We start from the raw sequence: 23,122 nt of genomic DNA, 5'->3' as shown, positions 1-23,122 counted from the left end.
GCTGCTGCATGTCTTGTTCGACGAACCCTCACTTTCCTTAGCCCATTCGGCCCCAGTCGCCGCGTCTTCGCGTGTCCTTGTTCCCTGCCCGGTCGTTTTCCGGTGGATTGGGTCACGTGGGGGGCGTGCACCGAGCGACGCGCGCCGGGACACGTGCGTCCGACTCGGCGCGCGGCCGCGACCGGTTGGGCGGGGTTGCCGGGGCCGTCGGCACGGGCAGGCTCCGGTCGCACGTCCTTCCTCACCCAAGTAGTCCTCCCGGTACTCCCTCGGCGCCGCTGCCGCGGGAGCTGCCGCCGATCTCGGGCAGGAGCATTGGCATGCACGGCGACACGCGGGACCAGTCCACGGTGCCGACGGACGACGCACCAGACACCCACGCACAGGCCCCGTCGGCCGGCGAACCGCCGGTACCGGCCCCGCGCACCGGCGCGGCCCGCCGGAAGGCCGCCGACCCGGCCGTGAAGCGCGCCGCGGGCACCCCCCGCAAGGCCGCCGCGAAACGGACCACCACCACCGTCAGGTCCACCACCGACGCCGCCGACGCCGCCGCCGACGCCGCGGCCGGGGCGGTCACCGCGAAGCCCGCCGCCCGCAGACCGGCGCGCAAGACCGCCGCCGCGGCCTCCGCCGAGCCCTCCGCGGCCTCCGAGCCCTCCGCGACCCCCGCGCGCCCGGCTGCCCGGCGTGCCGCCGCCCGTCCCACCCGCAAGACGACAGAGAGCGACACCGTGATCGGCCGCATCCCCGTGCTTGACGTGAACCCGCTCGTCGACGCCGGTCGGCGCCCGGCCAAGGCCGTGGAGGGGGAGCGCTTCCTGGTCTCCGCGACGGTGTTCCGCGAGGGCCACGACGCGGTCGGCGCCAACGTGGTGCTGCGCGACCCGCGCGGCCGCTCCGGCCCGTGGACGCCGATGCACGAGCTGTCCGAGGGCAGCGACCGCTGGGGGGCGCACGTCACGCCGACCGCGCCGGGCCGCTGGTCGTACCTGGTGGAGGCGTGGTCCGACCCGGTGGCGACCTGGAGGAAGCACGCGGCGGTGAAGCTCCCGGCCGGGATCGACACCGCGCTGGTGCTGGAGGAGGGCGCCCAGCTGCTGGAGCGCGCCGCCGCCGGGGTGCCGAAGAAGGACGGCCGGGCCCAGGTGCTGGCGGCCGTGGACGCGCTGCGCGACACCGGCCTGCCGCCGCTGAGCCGCTACGCGGCGGCGCTGGACCCGGAGGTGACGGCGCTGCTGGCCCGCCACCCGCTGCGCGAGCTGGTCTCGGCGACCCGCCCGCAGCCGCTGCAGGTGGACCGCAAGCGGGCGCTGTTCGGCTCCTGGTACGAGTTCTTCCCGCGCTCGGAGGGCGCGGTGGTCGACCCGTCGGGCGTCGAGCCGCCGGTGTCGGGCACCTTCCGGACGGCCGCCGAGCGGCTGCCCGCGGTGGCCGCGATGGGCTTCGACGTGGTGTACCTGCCGCCGGTCCACCCGATCGGCCGGGCCCACCGCAAGGGCCCGGACAACGCGCTGACGGCCGGCCCGCGGGACGTCGGCTCGCCGTGGGCGATCGGCTCCCCGGAGGGCGGCCACGACGCCGTCCACCCGGACCTGGGCACCCTGGAGGACTTCGACCACTTCGTCGCCGAGGCCGCGGCGCTGGGCCTGGAGATCGCCCTCGACTTCGCGCTGCAGTGCTCGCCGGACCACCCGTGGGTGCAGAAGCACCCGGAGTGGTTCAGCCACCGCGCGGACGGCACCATCGCGTACGCCGAGAACCCGCCGAAGAAGTACCAGGACATCTACCCGGTCAACTTCGACCAGGACTTCGACGGGATCGTCCGCGAGACGGTGCGGATCCTGCGGTTCTGGATGGGCCGCGGGGTGCGGATCTTCCGGGTCGACAACCCGCACACAAAGCCGGTGAACTTCTGGGAGAAGGTGCTCGCGGACATCGCCCGCACCGACCCGGACGTGCTGTTCCTGGCGGAGGCGTTCACCCGCCCGGCGATGATGCACACCCTGGGCAAGATCGGCTTCCACCAGTCCTACACGTACTTCACCTGGCGCGACACCAAGGCCGAGCTGACCGAGTACCTGACCGAGCTGACCGGCGAGGCGGCCGCCTACATGCGGCCGAACTTCTTCGCCAACACCCCGGACATCCTGCCCGAGTACCTGCAGCACGGCGGCCCGGCCGCGTTCGCGGTGCGCGCCGTGCTGGCGGCGACGCTCTCGCCGACCTTCGGGGTGTACGCGGGCTTCGAGCTGTTCGAGAACGAGGCGGCGGCGCCCGGCTCGGAGGAGTACCTGCACTCGGAGAAGTACGAGCTGCGCCCGCGCGACTGGTCCCGGCAGGACTCGCTCGCGCCGCTGCTGACCGCCCTGAACCGGCTGCGCCGCCGGCACCCCGCGCTGCAGCAGCTGCGGGACCTGCGCTTCCACCCCGTCGACAACGAGCGGATCCTCGCGTTCTCCAAGACCGCCGTCACCGAGGACGGCCTGGAGGACCACGTGATCTGCGTCGTCAACCTGGACCCGCACCACGTCCAGGAGGCCACCGTGACGCTCGACGCGCCGGGGCCGCTGACGGTGCACGACGAGCTGACCGGCGCGACGTACGCCTGGGGCCGTCACAACTACGTCCGGCTCGATCCCTCTTCCGGGCCGGCCCACCTCCTCACGGTTCGGAGGAACCCGCAGTGACAGTCAACGAGCCCGTCCCCGACACCTTCGCCGACACCCCCGCCCGGGACCGCGACCCCGAGTGGTTCAAACGCGCGGTCTTCTACGAAGTGCTGGTGCGCTCGTTCCAGGACAGCAACGGCGACGGCGTCGGTGACCTCAAGGGGCTCACCTCGCGGCTCGACTACCTCCAGTGGCTGGGTGTGGACTGCCTCTGGCTCCCCCCGTTCATGAACTCCCCTCTGCGGGACGGCGGTTACGACGTCTCGGACTACCAGTCGGTGCTCCCCGAGTTCGGCAACCTGGCCGACTTCGTGGAGTTCGTCGACGCGGCCCACGCCCGCGGCATGCGGGTGATCATCGACTTCGTGGTGAACCACACCAGCGACCAGCACGCGTGGTTCCAGGCCTCCCGCAACGACCCGGACGGGCCGTACGGCGACTTCTACATGTGGGCCGACGACGACAAGCAGTACCCGGACGCCCGGATCATCTTCGTCGACACCGAGTCCTCCAACTGGACGTTCGACCCGGTCCGCAAGCAGTACTACTGGCACCGCTTCTTCAGCCACCAGCCGGACCTGAACTACGACAACCCGCAGGTGCAGGAGGAGGTGATGGCCGCGCTGAAGTTCTGGCTGGACCTCGGCATCGACGGCTTCCGCCTCGACGCGGTGCCGTACCTGTACGCCCGCGAGGGCACCAACTGCGAGAACCTGCCGGAGACCCACGACTTCCTGCGGCGGGTCCGCAAGGAGATCGACGCCAACTACCCGGACACCGTGCTGCTGGCCGAGGCCAACCAGTGGCCGGAGGACGTGGTCGACTACTTCGGCGACTTCGGCTCCGGCGGCGACGAGTGCCACATGGCGTTCCACTTCCCGGTGATGCCGCGGATCTTCATGGCGGTCCGCCGGGAGTCCCGCTACCCGGTCTCCGAGATCCTGGCGAAGACCCCGGAGATCCCCTCGGGCTGCCAGTGGGGCATCTTCCTGCGCAACCACGACGAGCTGACCCTGGAGATGGTCACCGACGAGGAGCGCGACTACATGTACGCGGAGTACGCGAAGGACCCGCGGATGCGGGCCAACGTGGGCATCCGCCGCCGCCTGTCCCCGCTGCTGGAGAACGACCGCAACCAGGTCGAGCTGTTCACCGCGCTGCTGCTCTCGCTGCCCGGTTCGCCGGTGCTGTACTACGGCGACGAGATCGGCATGGGCGACAACATCTGGCTCGGCGACCGGGACGGCGTCCGCACCCCGATGCAGTGGACGCCGGACCGCAATGCGGGTTTCTCGTCCGCCGACCCGGGCAGGCTCAGTCTGCCGCCCATCATGGATCCGGTGTACGGCTTTCAGGTGACCAACGTCGAAGCGCAGCAGAGCAGTTCGAGTTCGCTGCTGCACTGGACGCGTCGCATGATCGAGATCCGCAAGCTCAATCCCGCGTTCGGCCTCGGCAGCTACACCGAGTTGCCCTCCAGCAACCCCGCGGTGCTGGCCTTCGTGCGCGAGTACGAGGGCGACCTGGTCATGTGCGTGAACAACTTCTCGCGGTTCGCGCAGCCGACCGAACTGGACCTGCGGCAGTACGGGGGGCGCTACCCGGTCGAGCTGATCGGCGGCGTGCGCTTCCCCACCATCGGCGAGTGGCCGTACCTGCTGACGCTGGCCGGCCACGGGTTCTACTGGTTCCAGCTGCGCCAGGACCGGACGAAGCCGTCCGGGTCGCGGTAGCGGCCGGAGCCGTCAGCACGTCCACGAAGTAACGATCCCTCAGGCCCCGAACGGGACGTCACCCTCCGCGGGCGCGCGAGAAGCACTCGTGCGCCCCCGGGGGTCTTCGCACCACCGCGTACGGAGAACAGCCCAACGGCCACCCACACGAAGGCGTGACACCGAGCCGCTGCTCGCGTGCCGTCGCCGCCGCGCCGCCGAAATCCGGAAGACTGCTGGGCCCGGCCACGATTCGTCGGGCAGCCGCCCGCTTCCGGGGAAAGGGAGTCATGTCCGAACCCTCCCGTTCTCAAGCCCACGTGCACCGTGAGCCCTCCGACACCGCCACCGGGCCGGTGGGCACGCGCGCACCGGGGGTCCGGAGAACCGCCGCCGGAGTCAGCGAGCTGGTCCAGGCGGCGCTGCCGCTGATCGCCGAGTGGCTGCCCACCCAGCGCTGGTACGCCGGGAAGGGCCGGCCGATCGCCGCGCTCACCCCGGTGGTCGGCACCCCGCTGCAGGTCGGCGACCCCGCCCTGCTGCACCTGCTGCTGCGGGTCGAGCACGGCGGCGCCACCGCCGGGCCGGGGGACGTCTACCAGCTGCTGCTGGGCATCCGCTCGGAGCAGCCCGCGTCGGTCGGCCCGATGGCGGTGCTGGGACGGTTGGAGGGCGGCACCTACGACGGCGCGACGCTGTACGACGCGGTGCACGACCCCGAGCTGACCGGCCGCCTGCTGGAGCACCTGGCCACCGGCGACCGCTTCGGCTCGCTCTCCTTCCGCCGCACCCCCGGCCCGGGCCTGCCGGGCAACCTGCCGGGGCGGGCGTGCACCGCCGAGCAGTCCAACTCCTCGGTGATCTACGACACCGCGTTCATCCTGAAGCTGTTCCGCCGGATCAGCCCGGGCACCAACCCCGACCTGGAGCTCTCGCTGGCGCTGTCCCGGGCCGGCTCGACCCGCATCCCCCGGGTCGCCGCCTGGTTCGAGTGCCGGCTGGAGCGCTCCGAGCCCGCCACCCTGGGGCTGCTGCAGCGCTACCTGGCGGACGCCGAGGACGGCTGGGAGCTCGCCCTCGACCAGGTCGCCCGGCTCAAGGGCGACCCCTCGCCCGGCAACTTCGCGATCGAGGCGCACCGGCTCGGCCGGGCCACCGCCGAGGTGCACCGGGTGCTGGCCCGCACCATGCCCACCGCCCGGCTGGACCGGGCCCGGACCGCCGAGCTGGCCGGGGCGATGGCCGACCGGCTGGACTCCGCGGTCACCGCCGTCCCCGGCCTGATGCGCTACCGCCCGGCGCTGCGCGCCGCGTTCCAGCAGCTGACCGCCGCCCACCTGGACGGGCTGCAGGTCCAGCGCATCCACGGCGACCTGCACCTGGGCCAGGCGATGCGCACCCCGCAGGGCTGGGTGCTGCTGGACTTCGAGGGCGAGCCCGCCAAGCCGCTGGCCGAGCGCCGCCTCCCGCAGCCCGCGCTGCGGGACGTCGCCGCGATGCTCCGCTCCTTCGACTACGCCGCCGCCCACCTGCTGGCCGGCGCCCCCGGCCAGGACCCGGAGCTCGCCCAGCTCGCCGCCGCCTGGGCCGCCCGCAACCGGGCCGCGTACTGCGCGGGCTACACCGCGGGCGGCGGCCTCGACCCGGCCGGGACGCCGGAGCTGATGCGCGCGCTGGAGATCGACAAGGCGGTGTACGAGGTGGTGTACGAGGCCCGGCACCGGCCGAGCTGGCTGCCGATCCCGCTCGCCGCGATCAACCGCCTCGCCGACACCGTCTGACCCGCGCCCGGCCGCCCCCGCGGGGGCGGCCGGGCGAACCGCGTTCCCCCCGCACCGCCCGCACCGCCACCGCCCGCCGGTCCCGCTCCCCCGCGCCGCCCGGCACCGCCCGACCTTCTTCGCCTCCCCGACTCCCGTTTTCCGCAGGCCAGTTCCCCCGCGTCCCCGCGCAAGGCACCCCGATCCTGGAGGATTCCGCCGTGACCCCGCTCGGTCCGCTCGACCCGTCCGCCGACCGCCAACCGGCCGTCCCGGCCACGTTCCGCAGCGGCCCGCGCAGCAAGGCCACCGCCGGGCGGCCCGCTGCGAAGTCCGCTGCGAAGTCCGCCGCGAAGGCCCCCGCGAAGGCCCCGGCCAAGGCTCCCGCGAAGGCCCCGGCGAAGGCTCCCGCGGCGAAGCCGGCCGCCCGGGCGGGGGCGGCGGGCGCCGCTCCGGCCGCGGCCCGGCCGGCGGGCCCCCGGGGCGCGCTGCGGCTGCCGGAGGCCCCGCTGCCGCCCGCCGAGGTGGAGCGGCTGGTGTCCGGCGCGCACCACGACCCGCACGCGCTGCTGGGCGCGCACGAACTGCCGGCCGGCACCGCGATCCGGGTGCTGCGGCCGTTCGCGGAGCGGGTGGTGGTGGAGACCGAGCTGGGCCCGGCGGAGCTGACGCACCAGCAGGGCGGCCTGTTCACCGGCCTGCTGACGGGGCAGCGCTTCCCGCGCTACACCCTGCGGGTGACGTACCCGGGCGGCGAGCCGCTGGTGCAGGAGGACGGCTACCGGTTCGCGCCGACGCTGGGCGAGCTGGACCTGCACCTGATCCGGGAGGGCCGGCACGAGCAGCTGTGGGAGGCGCTGGGCTCGCACCTGCGCACGGTCGACGGGGTGCCCGGCACCGCGTTCGCGGTGTGGGCGCCGAACGCGGTCGGGGTGCGGGTGATCGGCTCGTTCAACCACTGGGACGGCACCGCGCACCCGATGCGCTCGCTGGGCTCCTCGGGCGTGTGGGAGGTGTTCCTGCCGGAGGTCGGCGAGGGCGAGCGCTACAAGTACCAGATCCTCACCCGGCAGGGGCAGCGGCTGGAGAAGGCCGACCCGCTGGCCCGGGCCACCCAGTGCCCGCCGGACACCGCCTCGATGGTGACGGCCTCCCGGCACGTGTGGCAGGACGCCGAGTGGATGGAGCGGCGCGCCCGCGCCGTGCACCACCGCGCCCCGCTGTCGGTCTACGAGCTGCACCTCGCCTCCTGGCGGCCGGAGCTGACCTCGTACCGGGAGATCGCCGAGGTGCTGCCCGGCTACCTGAACGAACTCGGCTTCACGCACGTCGAGTTCATGCCGGTGATGGAGCACCCGTTCGGCGGCTCCTGGGGCTACCAGGTGTCCGGCTTCTACGCCCCGACGGCCCGGCTCGGCACCCCCGACGACTTCCGCTTCCTGGTCGACGCCCTGCACCGGCACGGCATCGGCGTGCTGGTCGACTGGGTGCCCGCGCACTTCCCGAAGGACGACTTCGCGCTGGCCCGGTTCGACGGCGAGCCGCTGTACGAGCCGGCCGACCCGCTGCGCGCCGAGCACCCGGACTGGGGGACGCTGGAGTTCGACTACGGGCGCACCGAGGTGCGCAACTTCCTGGTCGCCAACGCGGTGTACTGGTGCGAGGAGTTCCACGTCGACGGCCTGCGGGTGGACGCGGTCGCCTCGATGCTCTACCTCGACTACTCCCGCGAGGGCGGCGCCTGGACGCCCAACCAGTACGGCGGCCGGGAGAACCTGGACGCGGCCTCCTTCCTCCAGGAGATGAACGCCACCGTCTACCGGCGCTGCCCGGGCGTGCTGACGGTCGCCGAGGAGTCCACCGCCTGGGACGGCGTCACCCGGCCGACCGACAGCGGCGGCCTGGGCTTCGGCCTGAAGTGGAACATGGGCTGGATGCACGACTCGCTGGTGTACATCGCCAAGGAGCCGGTGCACCGCAAGTACCACCACAACGAGATGACCTTCTCGATGGTGTACGCCTACTCGGAGAACTACATCCTGCCGATCTCGCACGACGAGGTGGTGCACGGCAAGCAGGCGCTGGTCTCCAAGATGCCCGGCGACTGGTGGCAGCAGCGCGCCAATCACCGCGCCTACCTGGGCTTCATGTGGGCCCACCCGGGCAAGCAACTCCTGTTCATGGGGCAGGAGTTCGCCCAGGGCGCGGAGTGGGACCACGAGAACGGCCCGCAGTGGTGGGTGCTGGACGAGGGCTGGCCCGCGCACGGCGACCACCGCGGCGTGCAGCGCCTGGTCGGCGACCTGAACCACGTCTACCGGGCGACCCCGGCGCTGTACGAGCAGGACACCGTCCCGGCCGGTTTCGCCTGGCTGGACGGCGGCGCGGCCGAGGACAACGTGCTGTCCTTCGTCCGGTTCGCGGCCGACGGCAGCCCGCTGGTCGCCGTCTGCAACTTCTCCCCGGTGGTGCGGCACGGCTTCCGGGTCGGCCTGCCCCGGCTGGAGGGCGCCGAGCAGCTGTGGGAGGAGGCGCTGAACACCGACGCCGAGCAGTACGGCGGCAGCGGCGTGGCCAACTCCAGCCCGGTGAAGTCCGAGCCCGAGGAGTGGAACGCCCAGCCGCGCTCGGCCGAACTCGTCCTCCCCCCGCTGGCCACCGTCTGGCTCCGCCCGGCCCGCTGAGCTCCGTCCGGCCCGCCGGGCACCGCCCGCGGCTGCCGCCGCCGACCCCGTGCGGCGGCAGCCGCGGTGCCGCAGCGAGTTCCCCGTGTTGTCCGAAGGTATGGTCGGTGTGACCGATGCCCTGGGACGACCGGACGGAGAACTCCACCGTGGCGCGCAGCGTGTACGTGACCGGGATCGACCGGGGGGACGGCCGGCAGGCCGTGGAGCTCGGGGTCATGGAACTGCTCACCCGTCAGGTGGACCGGGTGGGCGTGTTCCGGCCGCTGGTGCACGCGCCGGAGGGGGGCGAGGCGGGCAGTGACCACGTGGTGGAGCTGCTGCGCAGCAGGTACCGGCTGGACCTGCCGGTGTCGGAGCTGTACGGGCTGACGTACGACGAGGCGGCGGCGCTGCAGGCGGCCCACGGGCAGGACGAGCTGGTCTCGGCGCTGGTGGACCGGTTCCACCAGCTGGAGCGGCGCTGCCAGGCGGTGCTGGTGCTGGGCACCGACTTCTCGGAGACCAACATCCCGGACGAGCTGGCGTTCAACGCCCGGCTGGCGAACGAGTTCGGGGCGGGCGTGCTGCCGGTGGTCGGCGGGCGGCACGAGGACCCGCAGGCGGTGGTCGCGGAGGTCCGCAACGCGCACCGGGCGTACCGGGACCTGGGGTGCTCGATCCTGGCGATGGTGGCCAACCGGGTGCGGCCGGGGGCGAAGCAGCAGGTGCAGCGGGCGCTGACCGAGAAGCTGCCGGTGCCGGTGTACGTGATCCCGGAGGAGCCCGCGCTGGCCGCGCCGACGGTGGCGCAGCTGGTGGAGGCGACCGGGGCGACGGTGCTGCTGGGCGACGCGGCGGGGCTCTCCCGGGACGTGCGGAGCTTCGTGTTCGGCGGGGCGATGCTGCCGACCTTCCTGAACGCGCTGACCGAGGGCGCGCTGGTGGTGACCCCGGGCGACCGGGCGGACCTGGTGATCGGGGCGCTGGCGGCGCACGCGGCGGGCTCCCCGCCGATCGCGGGCGTGCTGCTGACGCTCGGTCAGCACCCGGGCCCGAACGTGATGGCGCTGGCCTCCCGGCTGGCCCCGGGGACGCCGGTGGCGGAGGTGACGGAGGGCTCCTGGCTGACCGCGGCGGCGCTCACCCACCTGGAGGGCCGGATCGGCCCGAACAGTCCGCGGAAGGCCGAGATCGCCCTCGGCCTGTTCGAACTGCACGTGGACACCGCCGAGTTGACCAGCCGGATCGAGCTGAGCCGGTCCGAGCGGGTCACCCCGATGATGTTCGAGCACGCGCTGCTGGAGCGGGCCCGCGCGGACCGCCGCCACATCGTCCTGCCGGAGGGCGCCGAGGACCGGGTGCTGCGCGCCGCCGAGGTGCTGCTGCGCCGCAACATCTGCGACCTGACCCTGCTGGGCGACCCGGACGCGGTGCACCGCAAGGCCGCCGCGCTGGGCATCGAGTTCCCGCAGCCCGGCGACGCGGGCGCGCAGGTGCGGATCGTCGACCCGGCGGCCAGCCCGCTGCGCCAGCAGTTCGCCGAGCTGTACGCGAAGGCCAGGGCGCACAAGGGCATGACGGTGGAGCGGGCGCTGGACGTGGTCACCGACGTCTCGTACTTCGGCACCCTGATGGTGCAGGAGGGCATCGCGGACGGCATGGTCTCGGGCGCGGTGCACTCGACGGCGGCGACGATCCGCCCGGCCTTCGAGGTGATCAAGACCTCGCCGGGGGCGGCGATCGTCTCCTCGGTGTTCTTCATGTGCCTGGCCGACAAGGTGCTGGTGTACGGCGACTGCGCGGTCAACCCGGACCCGGACGCCCAGCAGCTGGCCGACATCGCGGTCCAGTCGGCGGAGACCGCGGCCCAGTTCGGGGTGGAGCCGCGGGTGGCGATGCTGTCGTACTCGACCGGCACCTCGGGCTCGGGCGCGGACGTGGACAAGGTCCGCAAGGCGACCGAGCTGGTCCGCGAGCTGCGCCCGGACCTGCTGGTGGAGGGCCCGATCCAGTACGACGCGGCGGTGGACGCGCACGTCGCGGCGACCAAGCTGCCGGGTTCGGAGGTGGCCGGGCGGGCCACCGTGCTGGTCTTCCCGGACTTGAACACCGGCAACAACACGTACAAGGCGGTGCAGCGCTCGGCCGGGGCGATCGCGGTCGGGCCGGTGCTGCAGGGCCTGAACAAGCCGGTGAACGACCTGTCCCGGGGCGCCCTGGTGGAGGACATCGTGAACACCGTGGCGATCACCGCGATCCAGTCCCAGACCGCCGCCGAGACCGAGACCCCCGCCGCAGGAGGCGCGCTGTGACCACCGGTACCCGTGTCCTGGTGCTGAACGCCGGGTCGTCCTCGGTGAAGTACCAGTTGATCGACATGCTGGACGGCGCGAAGCTGGCGTCCGGCCTGGTGGAGCGGATCGGCGAGGCGAGCGGGCGGCTGCTGCACCTGCCGCTGACCGGGGAGCCGCGCGAGACGGTGCGGCGCTTCGGCGGGCACGACGTGGCGCTGGAGGCGGTCGCCGGGGAGCTGGCGGCGGACCTGATGGGCCTGGACTCGCCGGAGCTGGTGGCGGTCGGCCACCGGGTGGTGCACGGCGGGCTGCGCTTCACCCGGCCGACGCTGGTCACCGACGCGGTGCTGGCCGAGATCCGCCGGCTGATCCCGGTCGCGCCGCTGCACAACCCGGCGAACATCACCGGCATCGAGGTGGCCCGGAGGCTGCGCCCGGACCTGCCGCAGGTCGCGGTGTTCGACACCGCGTTCCACGCCACGCTGCCCGAGCACGCGGCGCGCTACGCGATCGACCGGAAGACCGCCGACGAGCACCGGGTGCGCCGCTACGGCTTCCACGGCACCTCGCACCAGTACGTCTCGCGGGCCACCGCCCGGCTGCTCGGCCGGGACCCGGCGGAGCTGAACGTGATCGTGCTGCACCTGGGCAACGGCGCCTCGGCCTCCGCGGTGGCGGGCGGGGTGTGCGTGGAGACCTCGATGGGCCTGACCCCGCTGGAGGGCCTGGTGATGGGCACCCGTTCGGGCGACGTGGACCCGGGCCTGGTGTTCCACCTGCACCGGGTCGGCGGGATGGGCATCGACGAGATCGACGACCTGCTGAACCGGCGCAGCGGCCTGCTGGGCCTGTGCGGGGACAACGACATGCGCGAGGTGGTGCGCCGGGCCCAGGAGGGCGAGGAGGACGCCAAGCTGGCCTTCGACTCGTACGTGCACCGGATCCGGCGCTACCTGGGCGGGTACTACGCGGTGCTCGGCCGGGTGGACGCGGTGGCGTTCACCGCGGGGGCCGGGGAGAACTCCGCCGAGGTGCGGGCCGCGGTCTGTGCCAACCTGGAGGAGCTGGGCATTTCGGTCGATCCGGAGCTGAACGCGGCGCGTTCGCGGGACGCCCGGACGGTTTCGCCGTCCTACTCGCGGGTCGCCGTCGCGGTGGTCCCGACCGACGAGGAGCTGGAGATCGCCCGGCAGGCGTTCGCGCTGGTCCACGCGGTGTAGGTCTCGCGCGGGATGACTACCCGTCAGTATCCCACCCCTCGGAATGTTCGTTGGCGATATCTGACGATTCGAGCTGAATGCACCGATAACACGAACGGATAGACTGACGGATATGCGCCGAGCGAAAATTGTCTGCACCCTGGGTCCCGCGACGGACTCCTACGAACAGCTGAAGGCCATCGTCGAAGCGGGCATGAACGTCGCCCGCCTCAACATGAGCCACGGCTCCCACGCCGAGCACGAGGACCGGTACCGCCGCGTCCGCCAGGTCTCGGAGGACACCGGCCGCACCATCGGTGTGCTGGCCGACCTGCAGGGCCCCAAGATCCGTCTGGCGACCTTCGCCAACGGCCCGGTGACCGTTGACAACGGCGACACGTTCACCATCACCACCGAGGACGTCCCCGGTGACCAGCACATCTGCGGCACCACCTACAAGGGCCTGCCCGGCGACGTGCGGCCCGGCGACCCGATCCTGATCAACGACGGCGTCATCGCCCTGGAGGTCGTCAGCGTCGACGGCCCGCGGGTGAAAACCGTCGTGGTCGAGGGCGGCGTCCTCTCCAACAACAAGGGCATCAACCTGCCCGGCGCGGCGGTCAACGTCCCCGCGCTCTCCGAGAAGGACAAGGACGACCTGCGCTTCGCCCTGCAGCTGGGCGTCGACATGGTCGCGCTGTCCTTCGTCCGCAACGCCGCGGACATCGACGACGTGCACAAGGTCATGGACGAGGTCGGCATTCGCGTGCCGGTCATCGCCAAGATCGAGAAGCCGCAGGCCGTCGAGGCGATGGAGGAGATCGTCCTCGCCTTCGACGCGATCATGGTGGCCCGCGGCGACCTCGCCGTCGAGTACCCGCTGGAGAAGGTGCCGCTGGTCCAGAAGCAGCTGGTCACCCTGGCCCGCCGCAACGCCAAGCCGGTCATCGTCGCCACCCAGATGATGGAGTCGATGATCCACGCCTCGCGCCCCACCCGCGCCGAGGTCTCCGACGTCGCCAACGCCATCCTGGACGGCACGGACGCGGTCATGCTGTCCGCCGAGTCGAGCGTCGGCAAGTACCCGGTCGAGACCGTCAAGACCATGAGCAGGATCGCCGAGAAGGCCGAGGAGGAGCTGCTCTCGCAGGGCCTCCAGCCGCTCAACCCGGGCCGCAAGCCGCGCACCCAGGGCGGCTCGGTCGCCCGTGCCGCGTGCGAGCTGGGCGACTTCCTCGACGGCAAGGCGCTGGTCGCGTTCACCAAGTCCGGCGACACCGCCCGCCGCCTGTCCCGCTACCGCTCGCCGATCCCGGTGATCGCCTTCACCCCGGACGTCGCCACCCGCAACCAGCTCTCGCTGAGCTGGGGCGTCGAGGCGTACGTCTCGGAGCAGGTGGCCACCACCGACGAGATGGTCGAGCAGGTCGACCGCGAGCTGCTCAAGATGAACCGCCTCGCCGAGGGCGACACCGTGATCGTCACGGCCGGCGTGCCGGTCGGCATCCCGGGCACCACCAACATGGTGCAGGTCCACCACCTGGGCGCCCGCTCGGACGGCTGAGCACCCCGCAGCACCGCTTGAACGCCCGAACGCCGCAGGGGCGGGACCCGAGGACCGGGTCCCGCCCCTGCGGCGTTCCGCGGCGGCGGTCAGCCGTCGTACGGCTCCTCGTCGTTGAACAGCCGCATGCCGGGGATGGTCAGGTCGCCGCCGAACTGGCCCGCCTGCACCGCCTTGGCGTTGGTCAGGGTGAGGTCCAGCGGGATCGGCACCGCGCCCAGCAGGTCCCATAGCCACTTCGGCAGGGTGTCCGGGGTGAGCGTGATGGTGCCCAGGTCGATCGGGACGGGCAGGCCGTAGACCGCCGCCAGGTTGCCCGACAGGCTCTCCACGTACATGGTGACCGGGCCGTTGCGCATGGTCGAGGTCGAGCCCTGGCGGCTCTTCACGTGGAAGGTCAGGCCGGGGACCTGGATGGTCGACATGTCCAGGTTCTCGATGTCGACGCTGTCGGTGGTGAACTTCAGCACCCGCTTGGTGCCGCTCTCCGTGGTGACGTCGTAGACGCCGTTGAACACCGAGCCGTGCAGCGCCAGCCGGGTCGAGTGCAGCACCCAGTTCTGGTCCGGCACCACGTGGCCCGCCGGGGCCGCCTTCGCGGCCAGGCCCTCGGTGCTGACCAGGCAGTTCGGGTCCTCCGAGGCCGGGGCCGAGGGGGACGGCGTGCTCCTGGGGGTGCCGCTGCCCTTCGGGGCGGGGGTGCTCGCCGGGGCCGCGGCGGAGGGCGTCGCGGCGGGCGCGGCGGCGGACGCGGCGGGCGCGGACGGGGCCGGGGTGGCCGCGGGGGTGCTCGGGGCGGCGGTGGTGGGTGCCGCGCTCGGCGCCGGGGACGGCGAGGCGCTGGGGTGGACCAGGTTGTTCCACCAGTCGTCGATCGCCCCGGCCTGCTGCACCCCGCCGGTCGCCGCGCCCGCCTTAGGCACGGTGTAGACGGCGGACTGCACGGTGCCGGAGCCGGAGCCGGTGAGGGTCGCGGGCACCGCGGCGGCGCTGCCCGCGGGGGGCCGCCCGGCGGCCGCGGCCCGGGTCGCCGAGGAGTCCGGCTGCACCTTGATCTCGCTCTTCGGGACGGGCGTCTCCTCCAGCACCGTGTCCGGGGCGCAGGTGCCGGCCTGCGGGTCGGCAGCCGCGGCCAGCGTCGGCGCGTAGGCCGCGCCCATCAGCAGCACGGTCGGCACGGCGGCGATCGCCAGCGCCCGTCCGCGCAGGCGGGCCCGGACGCCCTCCCGGGGCACCGCGTGCCGCGGGCCGGGGAGGTTCGGCTGCTCGGGGCCGGTCACTGCTGCTCCCCCTCGGCGGCGGGCCGCGGGGCGGCGCCGTACTCCAGCGGCTGCTCGGCGGCGGCCTGCGCGGGCAGCGCGGCGGCGGGCGCCTCCCCCGGCGCCGCGGCGGCCTGCTCGGCCGCCTCGGGCCGCGCCTGCAGGGGCGCCCAGGACACCAGCAGGCCACCGGCGACCAGGCCCGGGAACAGGCCCAGGCCGAAGCCGCCGAGGTTGGAGACCGGGATGGAGATCAGGGCCAGGATGGTGGTCGCCACGCCGCAGAAGATCCGCACCATGGGCTGGAACCAGGCGGTCAGGCCCAGCACCATCAGCATCAGCCCGATGATCAGCGAACCCGCCCCGGCGGTGGTGGACATCGCCACCGTGAGGCCGCCCAGGCTCAGGTGGGCGTACGGGAAGTACAGGATCGGCACGCCCGCGAGCATCGCGAGCAGCCCGCCCCAGAACGGCCGGGTGCGCCGCCACGTGCGGAAGCCGCGCCGGGTGCGGCCGACCAGACCGGCCGGGCCCTCGGGCCAGGCCTCGACGGTTGCGCTGGACATGGTGCGACTCCTCGATGGTGGGTCCGAGGGGGAATGCGGACGGCCCCGGGCGCGCCCGGGGTGCGGTGGGCGGGGGACGGCGCGCGGCCGTCCCCCACCCCCGTGGCTGTCCTGCCGTCGGGCCCTCAGCGGGGCCCTCGGGTGCGGACTAGTAGCACTCGACGCCGGCGCCGGAGCCCTGGTTGATGTTCAGCTTCAGGCCGTTGAGCGTGAAGGTGCCCGCCGAGGTGGCCCAGGCGGTCTGCTGGACACCGGTCAGGTGCGCGGTCTGGGCGGACTGCGCGAAGCCCTGCGCGCCGGTCGGCACCTTGCCGCCGTCGTTCTTGAGCTTGTCGATCGCGCTGCCCTTGAGGGTGCTGGCGTCCTGGCCGATGTTGATGTTCTTGAACTCGGCGTCCGCGTTCAGCTGGTTGAGGTCGATCAGCAGCTGCTCGGCCTTGACCTGCTTCTTCGGGTCCTCGCTGTTGCCGGCCTTGAGGACCAGGGTCCACTTGCCGAGCGGGCCGAGGTCGGTGACGACCGACTGGCACAGGTTCTTCAGCGTGGCGCTGTCGAAGGCGGAGATGGCCACCGGGTGCGGGTTGCCGTTCGCCTCGACGTCGACGCCGCCGAACTGCGAGAAGTTGTTGCCCTGCAGATCGTCGACGGTGACCTTGAACTGCTGGCCGGAGACCGAGAACGAGGCCGCCAGCGCGGAGTTGGCCAGCGAGACGCCGATCGCGGCGGTGGCCGCGACGCTGGGCACCATCACCAGGGCGAAGCGCTTCCAGCGGGTCTTGCCGTAGGACTGGGACATGCGTGTCCTCCTTCTAGGACGTACATCTCCGGCCGTTCCGGTGCGTCCCGCACGTGGTCAGGCCCGGGATGGGAGAGAGCTACGTCCTCGGTAGCGGAGAGCGCCTGCGGCCGTGGGGACGGCAGCGGCGATCACCCCCGAGCGACAACCGTGCGACCGCGCGGGCTGCGCGGCCGTCGTGAGGCCAGGAACCGCCGCGTGGGATCTGCGGTTACCCCCCTGCCCTCACCCGGTGGGGACCCCTCGTCGCCGAGGGACCGGGCGTCGCCGATCGTTGTCCAATCCAGGGCCGAACACAAGAGGTCCGTTACTGACGGGTAATCCAACAGTGCGCGGGGTCGATCATGGAATCGAAGGCGCAACGACGGAGCGTGACCAAAACCGCATGTCCGGTCGATCCCGACCCGTGGAAACACCGACGAAACACCCCTCCGCCGTCACATGCCGTGACGACGGAGGGGTGTTATCAAGATTTGGTAAACGCGCCCCGAAGGCACCCGAAAGTCGTCAAATCGCCGCCGACACCGCAGGTCATCCGAGGTGCCGCCGGTGTCATCGGGTGCCGCCGGGACGGGGCGTCAGAACAGCACCCGGGCCAGCGCCTGACGGGCCGCCACGGTGCGCGGGTCCTCCGGGCCGATCACCTCGAACAGCTCCAGCAGCCGCAGCCGCGCCGCGTCCCGGTCCTCGCCGAACGTCCGCGCGACGGTGTCGACCAGGCGTCCGAAGGCGTCCTCCACGTGGCCGCCGACCAGGTCCAGGTCGGCCGCCCGCAGCTGGGCCGCCACGTCCTTCGGGTCGGCCGCCGCCTCGGTGCGCACCTGCTGCGGGTCGAGCTGCTCCACCCGCTGCAGCAGCTGGGCCTGCGCCAGGCCGAGCTTGGCCTCGACGTGGCCCGGACGGTCGCTCAGCACGTTCTGGTAGGCCTGCACCGCACCGGCCAGGTCGCCCCGGTCCAGCGCGTCGTGCGCCGCCTCCAGCGCCGGGTCGGCCGGCACCCGCGGCTCGGCCGCCGCGCCCTCGCCGCCGCCCGCCGCACCGCCGACGATGCCGAAGCGCTGCTCGGCCACCGAGATCAGCTGGTCCAGGATCTTGCGGACGTTGGCCTCGTTCTCGGCTCCCTGGAACAGCGGCACCAGCTGGCCCGCCACCACCGCCATCACGGCCGGGATGCCCTGGATGCCGAACTGCTGGGCGATCAGCTGGTTGGCGTCCACGTCGATCTTGGCGAGCACGATCCGGCCCGCGTACTCCTCGGCGAGCCGCTCCAGCACCGGGCTGAGCTGCTTGCACGGGCCGCACCACTCGGCCCAGAAGTCCACCACCACCGGGACCTCGGCCGAGCGCTGGACCACCTCGACCTCGAAGGTCTCCTCGGTGACGTCCAGCACCAGGGGGTACTCCGCGAGCGCCGGGCCCTCGCCCGCCGCCGCCTGCCGGGCCCGCTCGGCCCGGGTCTGCTCGGCCTTCTGGGCGGCCTCGCCGGCCGCCTTGACCGCGGCCAGGTCCACCGCACCGCGCAGGGCGGAGCTGTTGAGACGCGAATTCCGTGACTGCATGGCTCTATCCTCCCCCGTCGGAGCCGGTGCCGGACGCCATCCGGCCGGAAAACACCGGAGCGGACCTCCCGCCTCCCCGGCGGGGCCCGAACCGTTCGACGCGGGTCCCCACCCGCGCCGCACGCCCGCCCGATCCCAGAGGGCGGGGCGCGATCGGTCGTCGCTCTTTCGCTACTGGTCGTAGCGTATCTGCCTCCCGGGCTCCCCCCGCAAGCCCCCCGCCCCCTCCCGGAGGGTGAGCTGTCCCACTTTCCGGTGCGGGGCGGGTGCCGGTCGGGGCGGTCGGTCGCTACCGTGGGACCAGCAAGTTACTTCTGAGTAAACAACCTGGAGGCGCGGTGGCCCCCACCACCCGGCAGCCCGCCGAGCAGCCGCACCCGCCGGACGACGGGGCCCCGCCCGTCGCGGCCGCGGACACCCCGGCGGCGGGCACCGCAGCCGCGGGCACCGCAGCCCCCGCGGCCGGGGCCCCCGCCGCCGGGGCCCCGCTCGTCCGCGGCAAGGGCCGCCCCCGCAGCGCCACCGCCGACCAGGCCATCCTGGACGCCACCCGCGAGGCCCTGGCCGAACTCGGCTGGGGCGGCCTCACCATGGGCGACGTCGCCCAGCGGGCCGGGGTCGCCAAGACCACCCTCTACCGGCGCTGGCCCTCCAAGAGCGAACTCGTCGTCGACGCCATCGCCAGCCTCTTCGACCAGCTGGAGTGCACCGACCGCGGCAGCCTGCAGGCCGACATCGAGGCCGTGGTCGCCCGCTTCGCCGAACTGCTCACCCTCCCCGAGACCCAGGCCGCCCTGCTCGCCCTGTTCGCCGAGGGCTCCCGGGACCCGCAGCTGCGCCTGCGCATCCGCGAGCGGATCGTCCAGCCGCAGAAGGTGCTGGTCGAACTCGGCCGGGCCAACGCCCAGGCCCGCGGCGAGATGGACCCCGACCGCGACCCGGCCGCCGCCGCCGAGGAGATCGGCATCATCTTCGACACCATCGCGGGCACCGTCGAGCACCGGCTGCTGGTGAGCGGCGAACCCGTCACCGCGGACTGGATCCGCCGCTTCACCACCCTGCTGCTGGGGCCCTTCCCCGGCCTGCTGCGCTGAGCCCTCCCGGTCAGCTCGGCAGCGCGAGCGCCGCCAGCCGGCCCGGGTCGAGCAGCACGTCGATCTGCGCGACCCGGCCGTCCACCACGGTGAACGCCATCACCGACACCGGCTCGCCGTCGATCACCGTCAGCACCCCGTAGGCGCCGTTCACCAGCACCAGGCGCGCGAACGGCGCCAGCCTGCGGGCCTGCTGCGCCGAGGACGCGATCGCGCTGCCGCCGCGGATCACCTTGCTGAGCGCGGCCATCGCCGCGCCGCCGTCCGCCCGCAGCACCGCGTCCGGGGCCAGCACCGCCACCAGGCCCGCGAAGTCGCCCTCCCGGGAGGCCGCCAGGAACGCCTCCACCGCGGCCCGCTGCGCCGCCGGGTCCCGGTCCGGCTCGGGGGCCCGCTCCTTGACCCGCTTGCGGGCCCGGCTCGCCGCCTGCCGCACCGCCGCCGGGGTCCTGTCCAGCAGCGGCGCGATGTCCTCGAACGGGACGGCGAACAGGTCGTGCAGCACGAACGCCAGCCGCTCCGCCGGGCCCAGCGTGCCCAGCACCACCTGCAGCGCCAGGCCGACCCGGTCGCCCAGCAGCGCCAACGCCTCCGGGTCGTCCCGCTCCGGCGCCGCCAGCACCGGGTCCGGCACCTGGGTGTCCAGCTCGTCCTCGCGCCGCCGCTCCCGGCTGCGCAGCTCGTTCAGGCACACCCGGGAGGCGACCGTGGTCAGCCAGCCGCCCAGGTTGTCCACCTCCTCGGCGTGCCGGTCCAGCCGCAGCCAGGTCTCCTGCACGACGTCCTCGGCCTCGCCCAGCGAGCCCAGCATCCGGTACGCCACCGCCCGCAGCCGCGGCCGGTGCGCCTCGAACCGCTCGGCGAGAAGGGTTCCCCCACCCATCTGTCACATCCCTTTCCCCGTCGGGGTCAACACAGCAGACACCAACTGTGGCAGGCCGGACGACCGTTCCGGCAGCCGGAACGGAGCGGACGCCATGAAGATCCTCGTCACCGGTGGCACCGGGACCCTCGGCCGCCACGTCCTGCCCCGCCTGGTCGGCCCGGGCCGCGAGGTCCGCGTGCTGACCCGCCGGGCCCGCCCCGACACCGCCGACGTCGCGTACCGGGTCGGCGACCTGGTCGCCGGGACCGGCCTGGACGGGGCCCTGGAGGGCGTCGACACCGTGCTGCACCTGGCGGGCGGCGCGAAGGGCGACGACACCGCCGCCCGGCACCTCGCCGCGGCGATGGCCCGGGCGGGCGGCGTCCGGCACGTCGTCATGGTCTCGGTGATCGGCGCCGCGACCATGCCGCTCGGCTGGTTCCGCGCCAAGCGGGACGCGGAACTGGCGGTCGCCGACAGCGGCGTCCCCTGGACGGTGCTGCGCGCCGCCCAGTTCCACGACCTGGTCCGCGACGTGGCGGGCAAGGTCGGCAAGCTGCCCGTCCTGCCGGCCCCGGGCGGCCTGCGCTTCGAGCCCGTCGACGCCCGGGACGTCGCCGACCGCCTGGTCGCCCTCACCCTGGCCGCCCCGGCCGGCCTCGTCCCCGACCTGGCGGGCCCCCGCGACTACGCCTTCGCGGACCTCGTCCGCAGCACCCTGAAGCGCCGCCGCCCGACCCTCCCCGTCCCCCTGGCGGGCAAGGTCGGGCGCGCCTACCGCAACGGCGAGAACCTCGCCGGGGCGGACGCGGTGCGCGGCACCCGGACGTGGGAGGACTTCCTCGCCGGGCGGTGAGCGGGCGGGCCCGGGCCGGGGCCGGGCCCGGTCGCGTCCTAGAAGCTGGCGTTCTCCCGGTAGGTGCCCCACTCGTCGCGCAGGGCGTGGCAGATCTCGCCGAGGGTGGCCTCGGCGCGGACGGCCCGGAGCATCGGCTCGATCATGTTGGCGCCGGAGCGGGCCGCCGCGAGCATCTCGTCCAGGCCGGCCCGGACGGCGGCCTCGTCGCGCCGCGCCCTGCGCTCGCCCAGGGCGCGGACCTGCTCGCGTTCGACCTCGTGGCTGACCCGGAGGATCTCCAGTTCGGGGGTGACGCTGCGGGGGTGGCAGTTGACGCCGACCACCCGCTTGTCGCCCTTCTCGACGCCCTGCTGGTAGCGGAAGGCGGCCTCGGCGATCTCGCCGGTGAACCAGCCCTCCTCGATGCCGCGCAGGATGCCGGAGGTCATCGGGCCGATCGGGTGCTCGGCGCCGCCCTTGCCGCGGCTGCCCTTGTCCAGGATCTGCTGGAAGATCGCCTCGGCCTGGGCCTCGATCCGGTCGGTGAGCGCCTCCACGTACCAGGAGCCGCCGAGCGGGTCGGCGACGTTGGTGACGCCGGTCTCCTCCATGATCACCTGCTGGGTGCGCAGCGCGATCTCGGCGGCCTGCTCGCTGGGGAGGGCCAGCGTCTCGTCGAGGGCGTTGGTGTGCAGCGAGTTGGTGCCGCCGAGGACGGCGGAGAGCGCCTCCACCGCGGTGCGGACCACGTTGTTGTACGGCTGCTGGGCGGTCAGCGAGACGCCCGCGGTCTGGGTGTGGAAGCGCAGCCACTGCGCCTTCTCGGTCTTGGCGCCGAAGTGGTCGCGCATCCAGCGGGCCCAGATCCGGCGGGCGGCGCGGAACTTGGCGATCTCCTCGAAGAAGTCGAGGTGGGCGTCGAAGAAGAAGGACAGGCCGGGGGCGAACACGTCGACGTCCAGGCCGCGGGAGAGGCCGAGCTCGACGTAGGCGAGGCCGTCGGCGAGCGTGTAGGCGAGCTCCTGGGCGGCCGTGGCCCCGGCCTCGCGGATGTGGTAGCCGGAGACCGAGAGCGGCTTGTAGGCGGGGATGCCCGCGGCGCAGTGCTCCATCAGGTCGCCGATCAGGCGCAGGTGGGGCTCGGGGGCGAAGAGCCACTCCTTCTGCGCGATGTACTCCTTGAAGATGTCGGTCTGCAGGGTGCCGTTGAGGACGGCCGGGTCGACGCCCTGCCGCTCGGCGGCCACCAGGTACATGCAGAAGACCGGGACGGCCGGGCCGCTGATCGTCATCGAGGTGGTGACCTCGCCGAGCGGGATGCCGCGGAACAGCACCTCCATGTCAGCGGCGGAGTCGATGGCGACGCCGCAGTGGCCGACCTCGCCGAGCGAGCGGGCGTCGTCGGAGTCGTAGCCCATCAGGGTCGGCATGTCGAAGGCGACCGAGAGGCCGCCGCCGCCCGCCTCCAGGATCATCCGGTAGCGCTCGTTGGTCTGCTCGGCGTTGCCGAAGCCCGCGAACTGGCGGATGGTCCAGGCCCGGCCGCGGTAGCCGGTGGGGTGCAGGCCGCGGGTGTAGGGGTACTCGCCGGGCCAGCCGATCCGCTCGAAGCCCGCGACGTCCTGCCCGGGCGGCGGCCCGTAGACCGGCTCGACCTCCTCCCCGCTCAGCGTGGTGAAGTCCGCGTCGCGCTTGCGCGCCCGGTCGTACCGCTGCTGCCAGCGCTGCCGCCCGGCCTCGATCTGCTCGGCGTCCATCGGCTCCGACTCCCGCTCCGTGCGGCCGCTCCCGGTGGGGGCGGCAGAACTACTTGGATGTCCTAGCAATTTACTCGGACGTCCTACTACCTGTCGACGGCCGTCGGCCGGACGGGCCGGAAAACGCCGCACGCCCCTCCCCCGGCGGGCCGGGGGAGGGGCGTGCGGAGGGGCGGGTCAGACGCCGGCGGTCTCGCGGGCGGCCTGGGCGGGGACCAGCTTGGTCCGGGCCTCGGCGACCGCCTTGCGCTCCGCGACGAAGGAGGCGAACGGGATGCAGCCGGCGGCCAGGAAGGCCACCATCCGGCCGAGCGGCCACTTGAGCTTCTGGCCCAGCAGGAAGGTCACCACGAAGTAGCCGATGTAGAGGTAGCCGTGCACCATCGCGACGTACGTGGTGGCGTCGGCGCCCGCGTCGAAGCCGTACTTGGCGACGATGAACCCGCAGAACACCAGGAGCGCGACACCCGTCGCGATCGCCAGGCCCCGGTACCAGCCCAGCAGGGGGGTCGCCTTCATCTCTT

At 73.3% G+C, this 23,122-nt stretch carries 16 protein-coding genes; 9 read left to right on the top strand and 7 right to left on the bottom strand.

What is annotated here, in order from left to right; genetic code table 11:
- Positions 1–731 precede the first annotated feature (731 nt).
- From OO57_RS15555 to pyk, 7 genes are all read left to right on the top strand, one after another.
- Entirely contained in the window at positions 732–2,687 is a 1,956-nt protein-coding gene (locus OO57_RS15555) for an alpha-1,4-glucan--maltose-1-phosphate maltosyltransferase (protein ID WP_033253067.1), read from the top strand.
- Complete coding sequence (gene treS, locus OO57_RS15550) at positions 2,684–4,402, top strand: maltose alpha-D-glucosyltransferase (protein ID WP_033253049.1); 1,719 nt, start codon at positions 2,684–2,686, stop codon at positions 4,400–4,402. Before OO57_RS15555 ends, treS begins: the two co-directional genes overlap by 4 nt.
- 335 nt (positions 4,403–4,737) lie before the next feature.
- Entirely contained in the window at positions 4,738–6,162 is a 1,425-nt protein-coding gene (locus OO57_RS15545) for a maltokinase N-terminal cap-like domain-containing protein (RefSeq protein WP_033253066.1), read from the top strand.
- A 200-nt stretch (positions 6,163–6,362) separates the two neighbouring features.
- Positions 6,363–8,825: a 1,4-alpha-glucan branching enzyme gene (gene glgB, locus OO57_RS15540; RefSeq protein WP_081973696.1), complete on the top strand. Its 2,463-nt coding sequence runs from the start codon at positions 6,363–6,365 to the stop codon at positions 8,823–8,825.
- Between the two features lie 149 nt (positions 8,826–8,974).
- Positions 8,975–11,119 carry a phosphate acetyltransferase gene (gene pta, locus OO57_RS15535; protein ID WP_033253064.1) on the top strand — a complete coding sequence of 715 codons (2,145 nt, stop codon included), beginning with the start codon at positions 8,975–8,977 and terminating at the stop codon, positions 11,117–11,119.
- Positions 11,116–12,321 (top strand): acetate/propionate family kinase, encoded by a 1,206-nt coding sequence (locus tag OO57_RS15530; RefSeq protein ID WP_033253048.1) that lies wholly within the window; start codon positions 11,116–11,118, stop codon positions 12,319–12,321. The genes pta and OO57_RS15530 overlap by 4 nt, the downstream gene beginning before the upstream one ends.
- Before the next feature lie 112 nt (positions 12,322–12,433).
- Complete coding sequence (gene pyk / locus OO57_RS15525) at positions 12,434–13,864, top strand: pyruvate kinase (RefSeq protein WP_033253047.1); 1,431 nt, start codon at positions 12,434–12,436, stop codon at positions 13,862–13,864.
- Between the two features lie 89 nt (positions 13,865–13,953).
- On the opposite strand, the gene OO57_RS43840 is transcribed toward pyk, so the two are convergent.
- The 4 genes from OO57_RS43840 to OO57_RS15505 form a co-directional block, all read right to left on the bottom strand.
- Positions 13,954–15,144 carry a hypothetical protein gene (locus OO57_RS43840; protein WP_033253046.1) on the bottom strand — a complete coding sequence of 397 codons (1,191 nt, stop codon included), beginning with the start codon at positions 15,142–15,144 and terminating at the stop codon, positions 13,954–13,956.
- Entirely contained in the window at positions 15,141–15,689 is a 549-nt protein-coding gene (locus OO57_RS15515) for a DUF6114 domain-containing protein (protein WP_033253045.1), read from the bottom strand. Before OO57_RS15515 ends, OO57_RS43840 begins: the two co-directional genes overlap by 4 nt.
- Positions 15,690–15,837: 148 nt before the next feature.
- Complete coding sequence (locus OO57_RS15510) at positions 15,838–16,485, bottom strand: DUF6230 family protein (RefSeq protein ID WP_033253044.1); 648 nt, start codon at positions 16,483–16,485, stop codon at positions 15,838–15,840.
- 578 nt (positions 16,486–17,063) lie between these two features.
- Positions 17,064–18,044, bottom strand: a complete 981-nt coding sequence (locus tag OO57_RS15505; RefSeq protein ID WP_051777673.1) for a tetratricopeptide repeat protein — start codon at positions 18,042–18,044, stop codon at positions 17,064–17,066.
- A gap of 536 nt (positions 18,045–18,580) precedes the next feature.
- Here OO57_RS15505 and OO57_RS15500 point away from each other — a divergent pair.
- On the top strand, positions 18,581–19,138 hold the full coding sequence (locus tag OO57_RS15500; RefSeq protein WP_051777675.1) for a TetR/AcrR family transcriptional regulator: 558 nt from the start codon (positions 18,581–18,583) through the stop codon (positions 19,136–19,138).
- Positions 19,139–19,148: 10 nt separating this feature from the next.
- On the opposite strand, the gene OO57_RS15495 is transcribed toward OO57_RS15500, so the two are convergent.
- On the bottom strand, positions 19,149–20,021 hold the full coding sequence (locus OO57_RS15495; RefSeq protein WP_033253042.1) for a sigma-70 family RNA polymerase sigma factor: 873 nt from the start codon (positions 20,019–20,021) through the stop codon (positions 19,149–19,151).
- A 94-nt stretch (positions 20,022–20,115) separates the two neighbouring features.
- On the opposite strand from OO57_RS15495, the gene OO57_RS15490 reads away from it, so the two are divergent.
- Positions 20,116–20,859 carry an SDR family oxidoreductase gene (locus tag OO57_RS15490; protein WP_033253041.1) on the top strand — a complete coding sequence of 248 codons (744 nt, stop codon included), beginning with the start codon at positions 20,116–20,118 and terminating at the stop codon, positions 20,857–20,859.
- Between the two features lie 38 nt (positions 20,860–20,897).
- Here OO57_RS15490 and OO57_RS15485 read toward each other — a convergent pair whose 3' ends face one another.
- Both OO57_RS15485 and OO57_RS15480 read right to left on the bottom strand, forming a co-directional pair.
- The gene (locus OO57_RS15485; protein WP_033253040.1) at positions 20,898–22,598 is read right to left on the bottom strand and encodes an acyl-CoA mutase large subunit family protein; all 1,701 of its coding nucleotides are present in this window, start codon (positions 22,596–22,598) and stop codon (positions 20,898–20,900) included.
- Between the two features lie 177 nt (positions 22,599–22,775).
- Positions 22,776–23,117 (bottom strand): DUF3817 domain-containing protein, encoded by a 342-nt coding sequence (locus OO57_RS15480; protein WP_051777671.1) that lies wholly within the window; start codon positions 23,115–23,117, stop codon positions 22,776–22,778.
- Positions 23,118–23,122: the final 5 nt, after the last annotated feature.

This window comes from Kitasatospora phosalacinea (assembly GCF_000717185.1).
Classification (GTDB): domain Bacteria; phylum Actinomycetota; class Actinomycetes; order Streptomycetales; family Streptomycetaceae; genus Kitasatospora; species Kitasatospora phosalacinea_A.
This window is presented reverse-complemented; position numbering and strand designations above follow the sequence as displayed.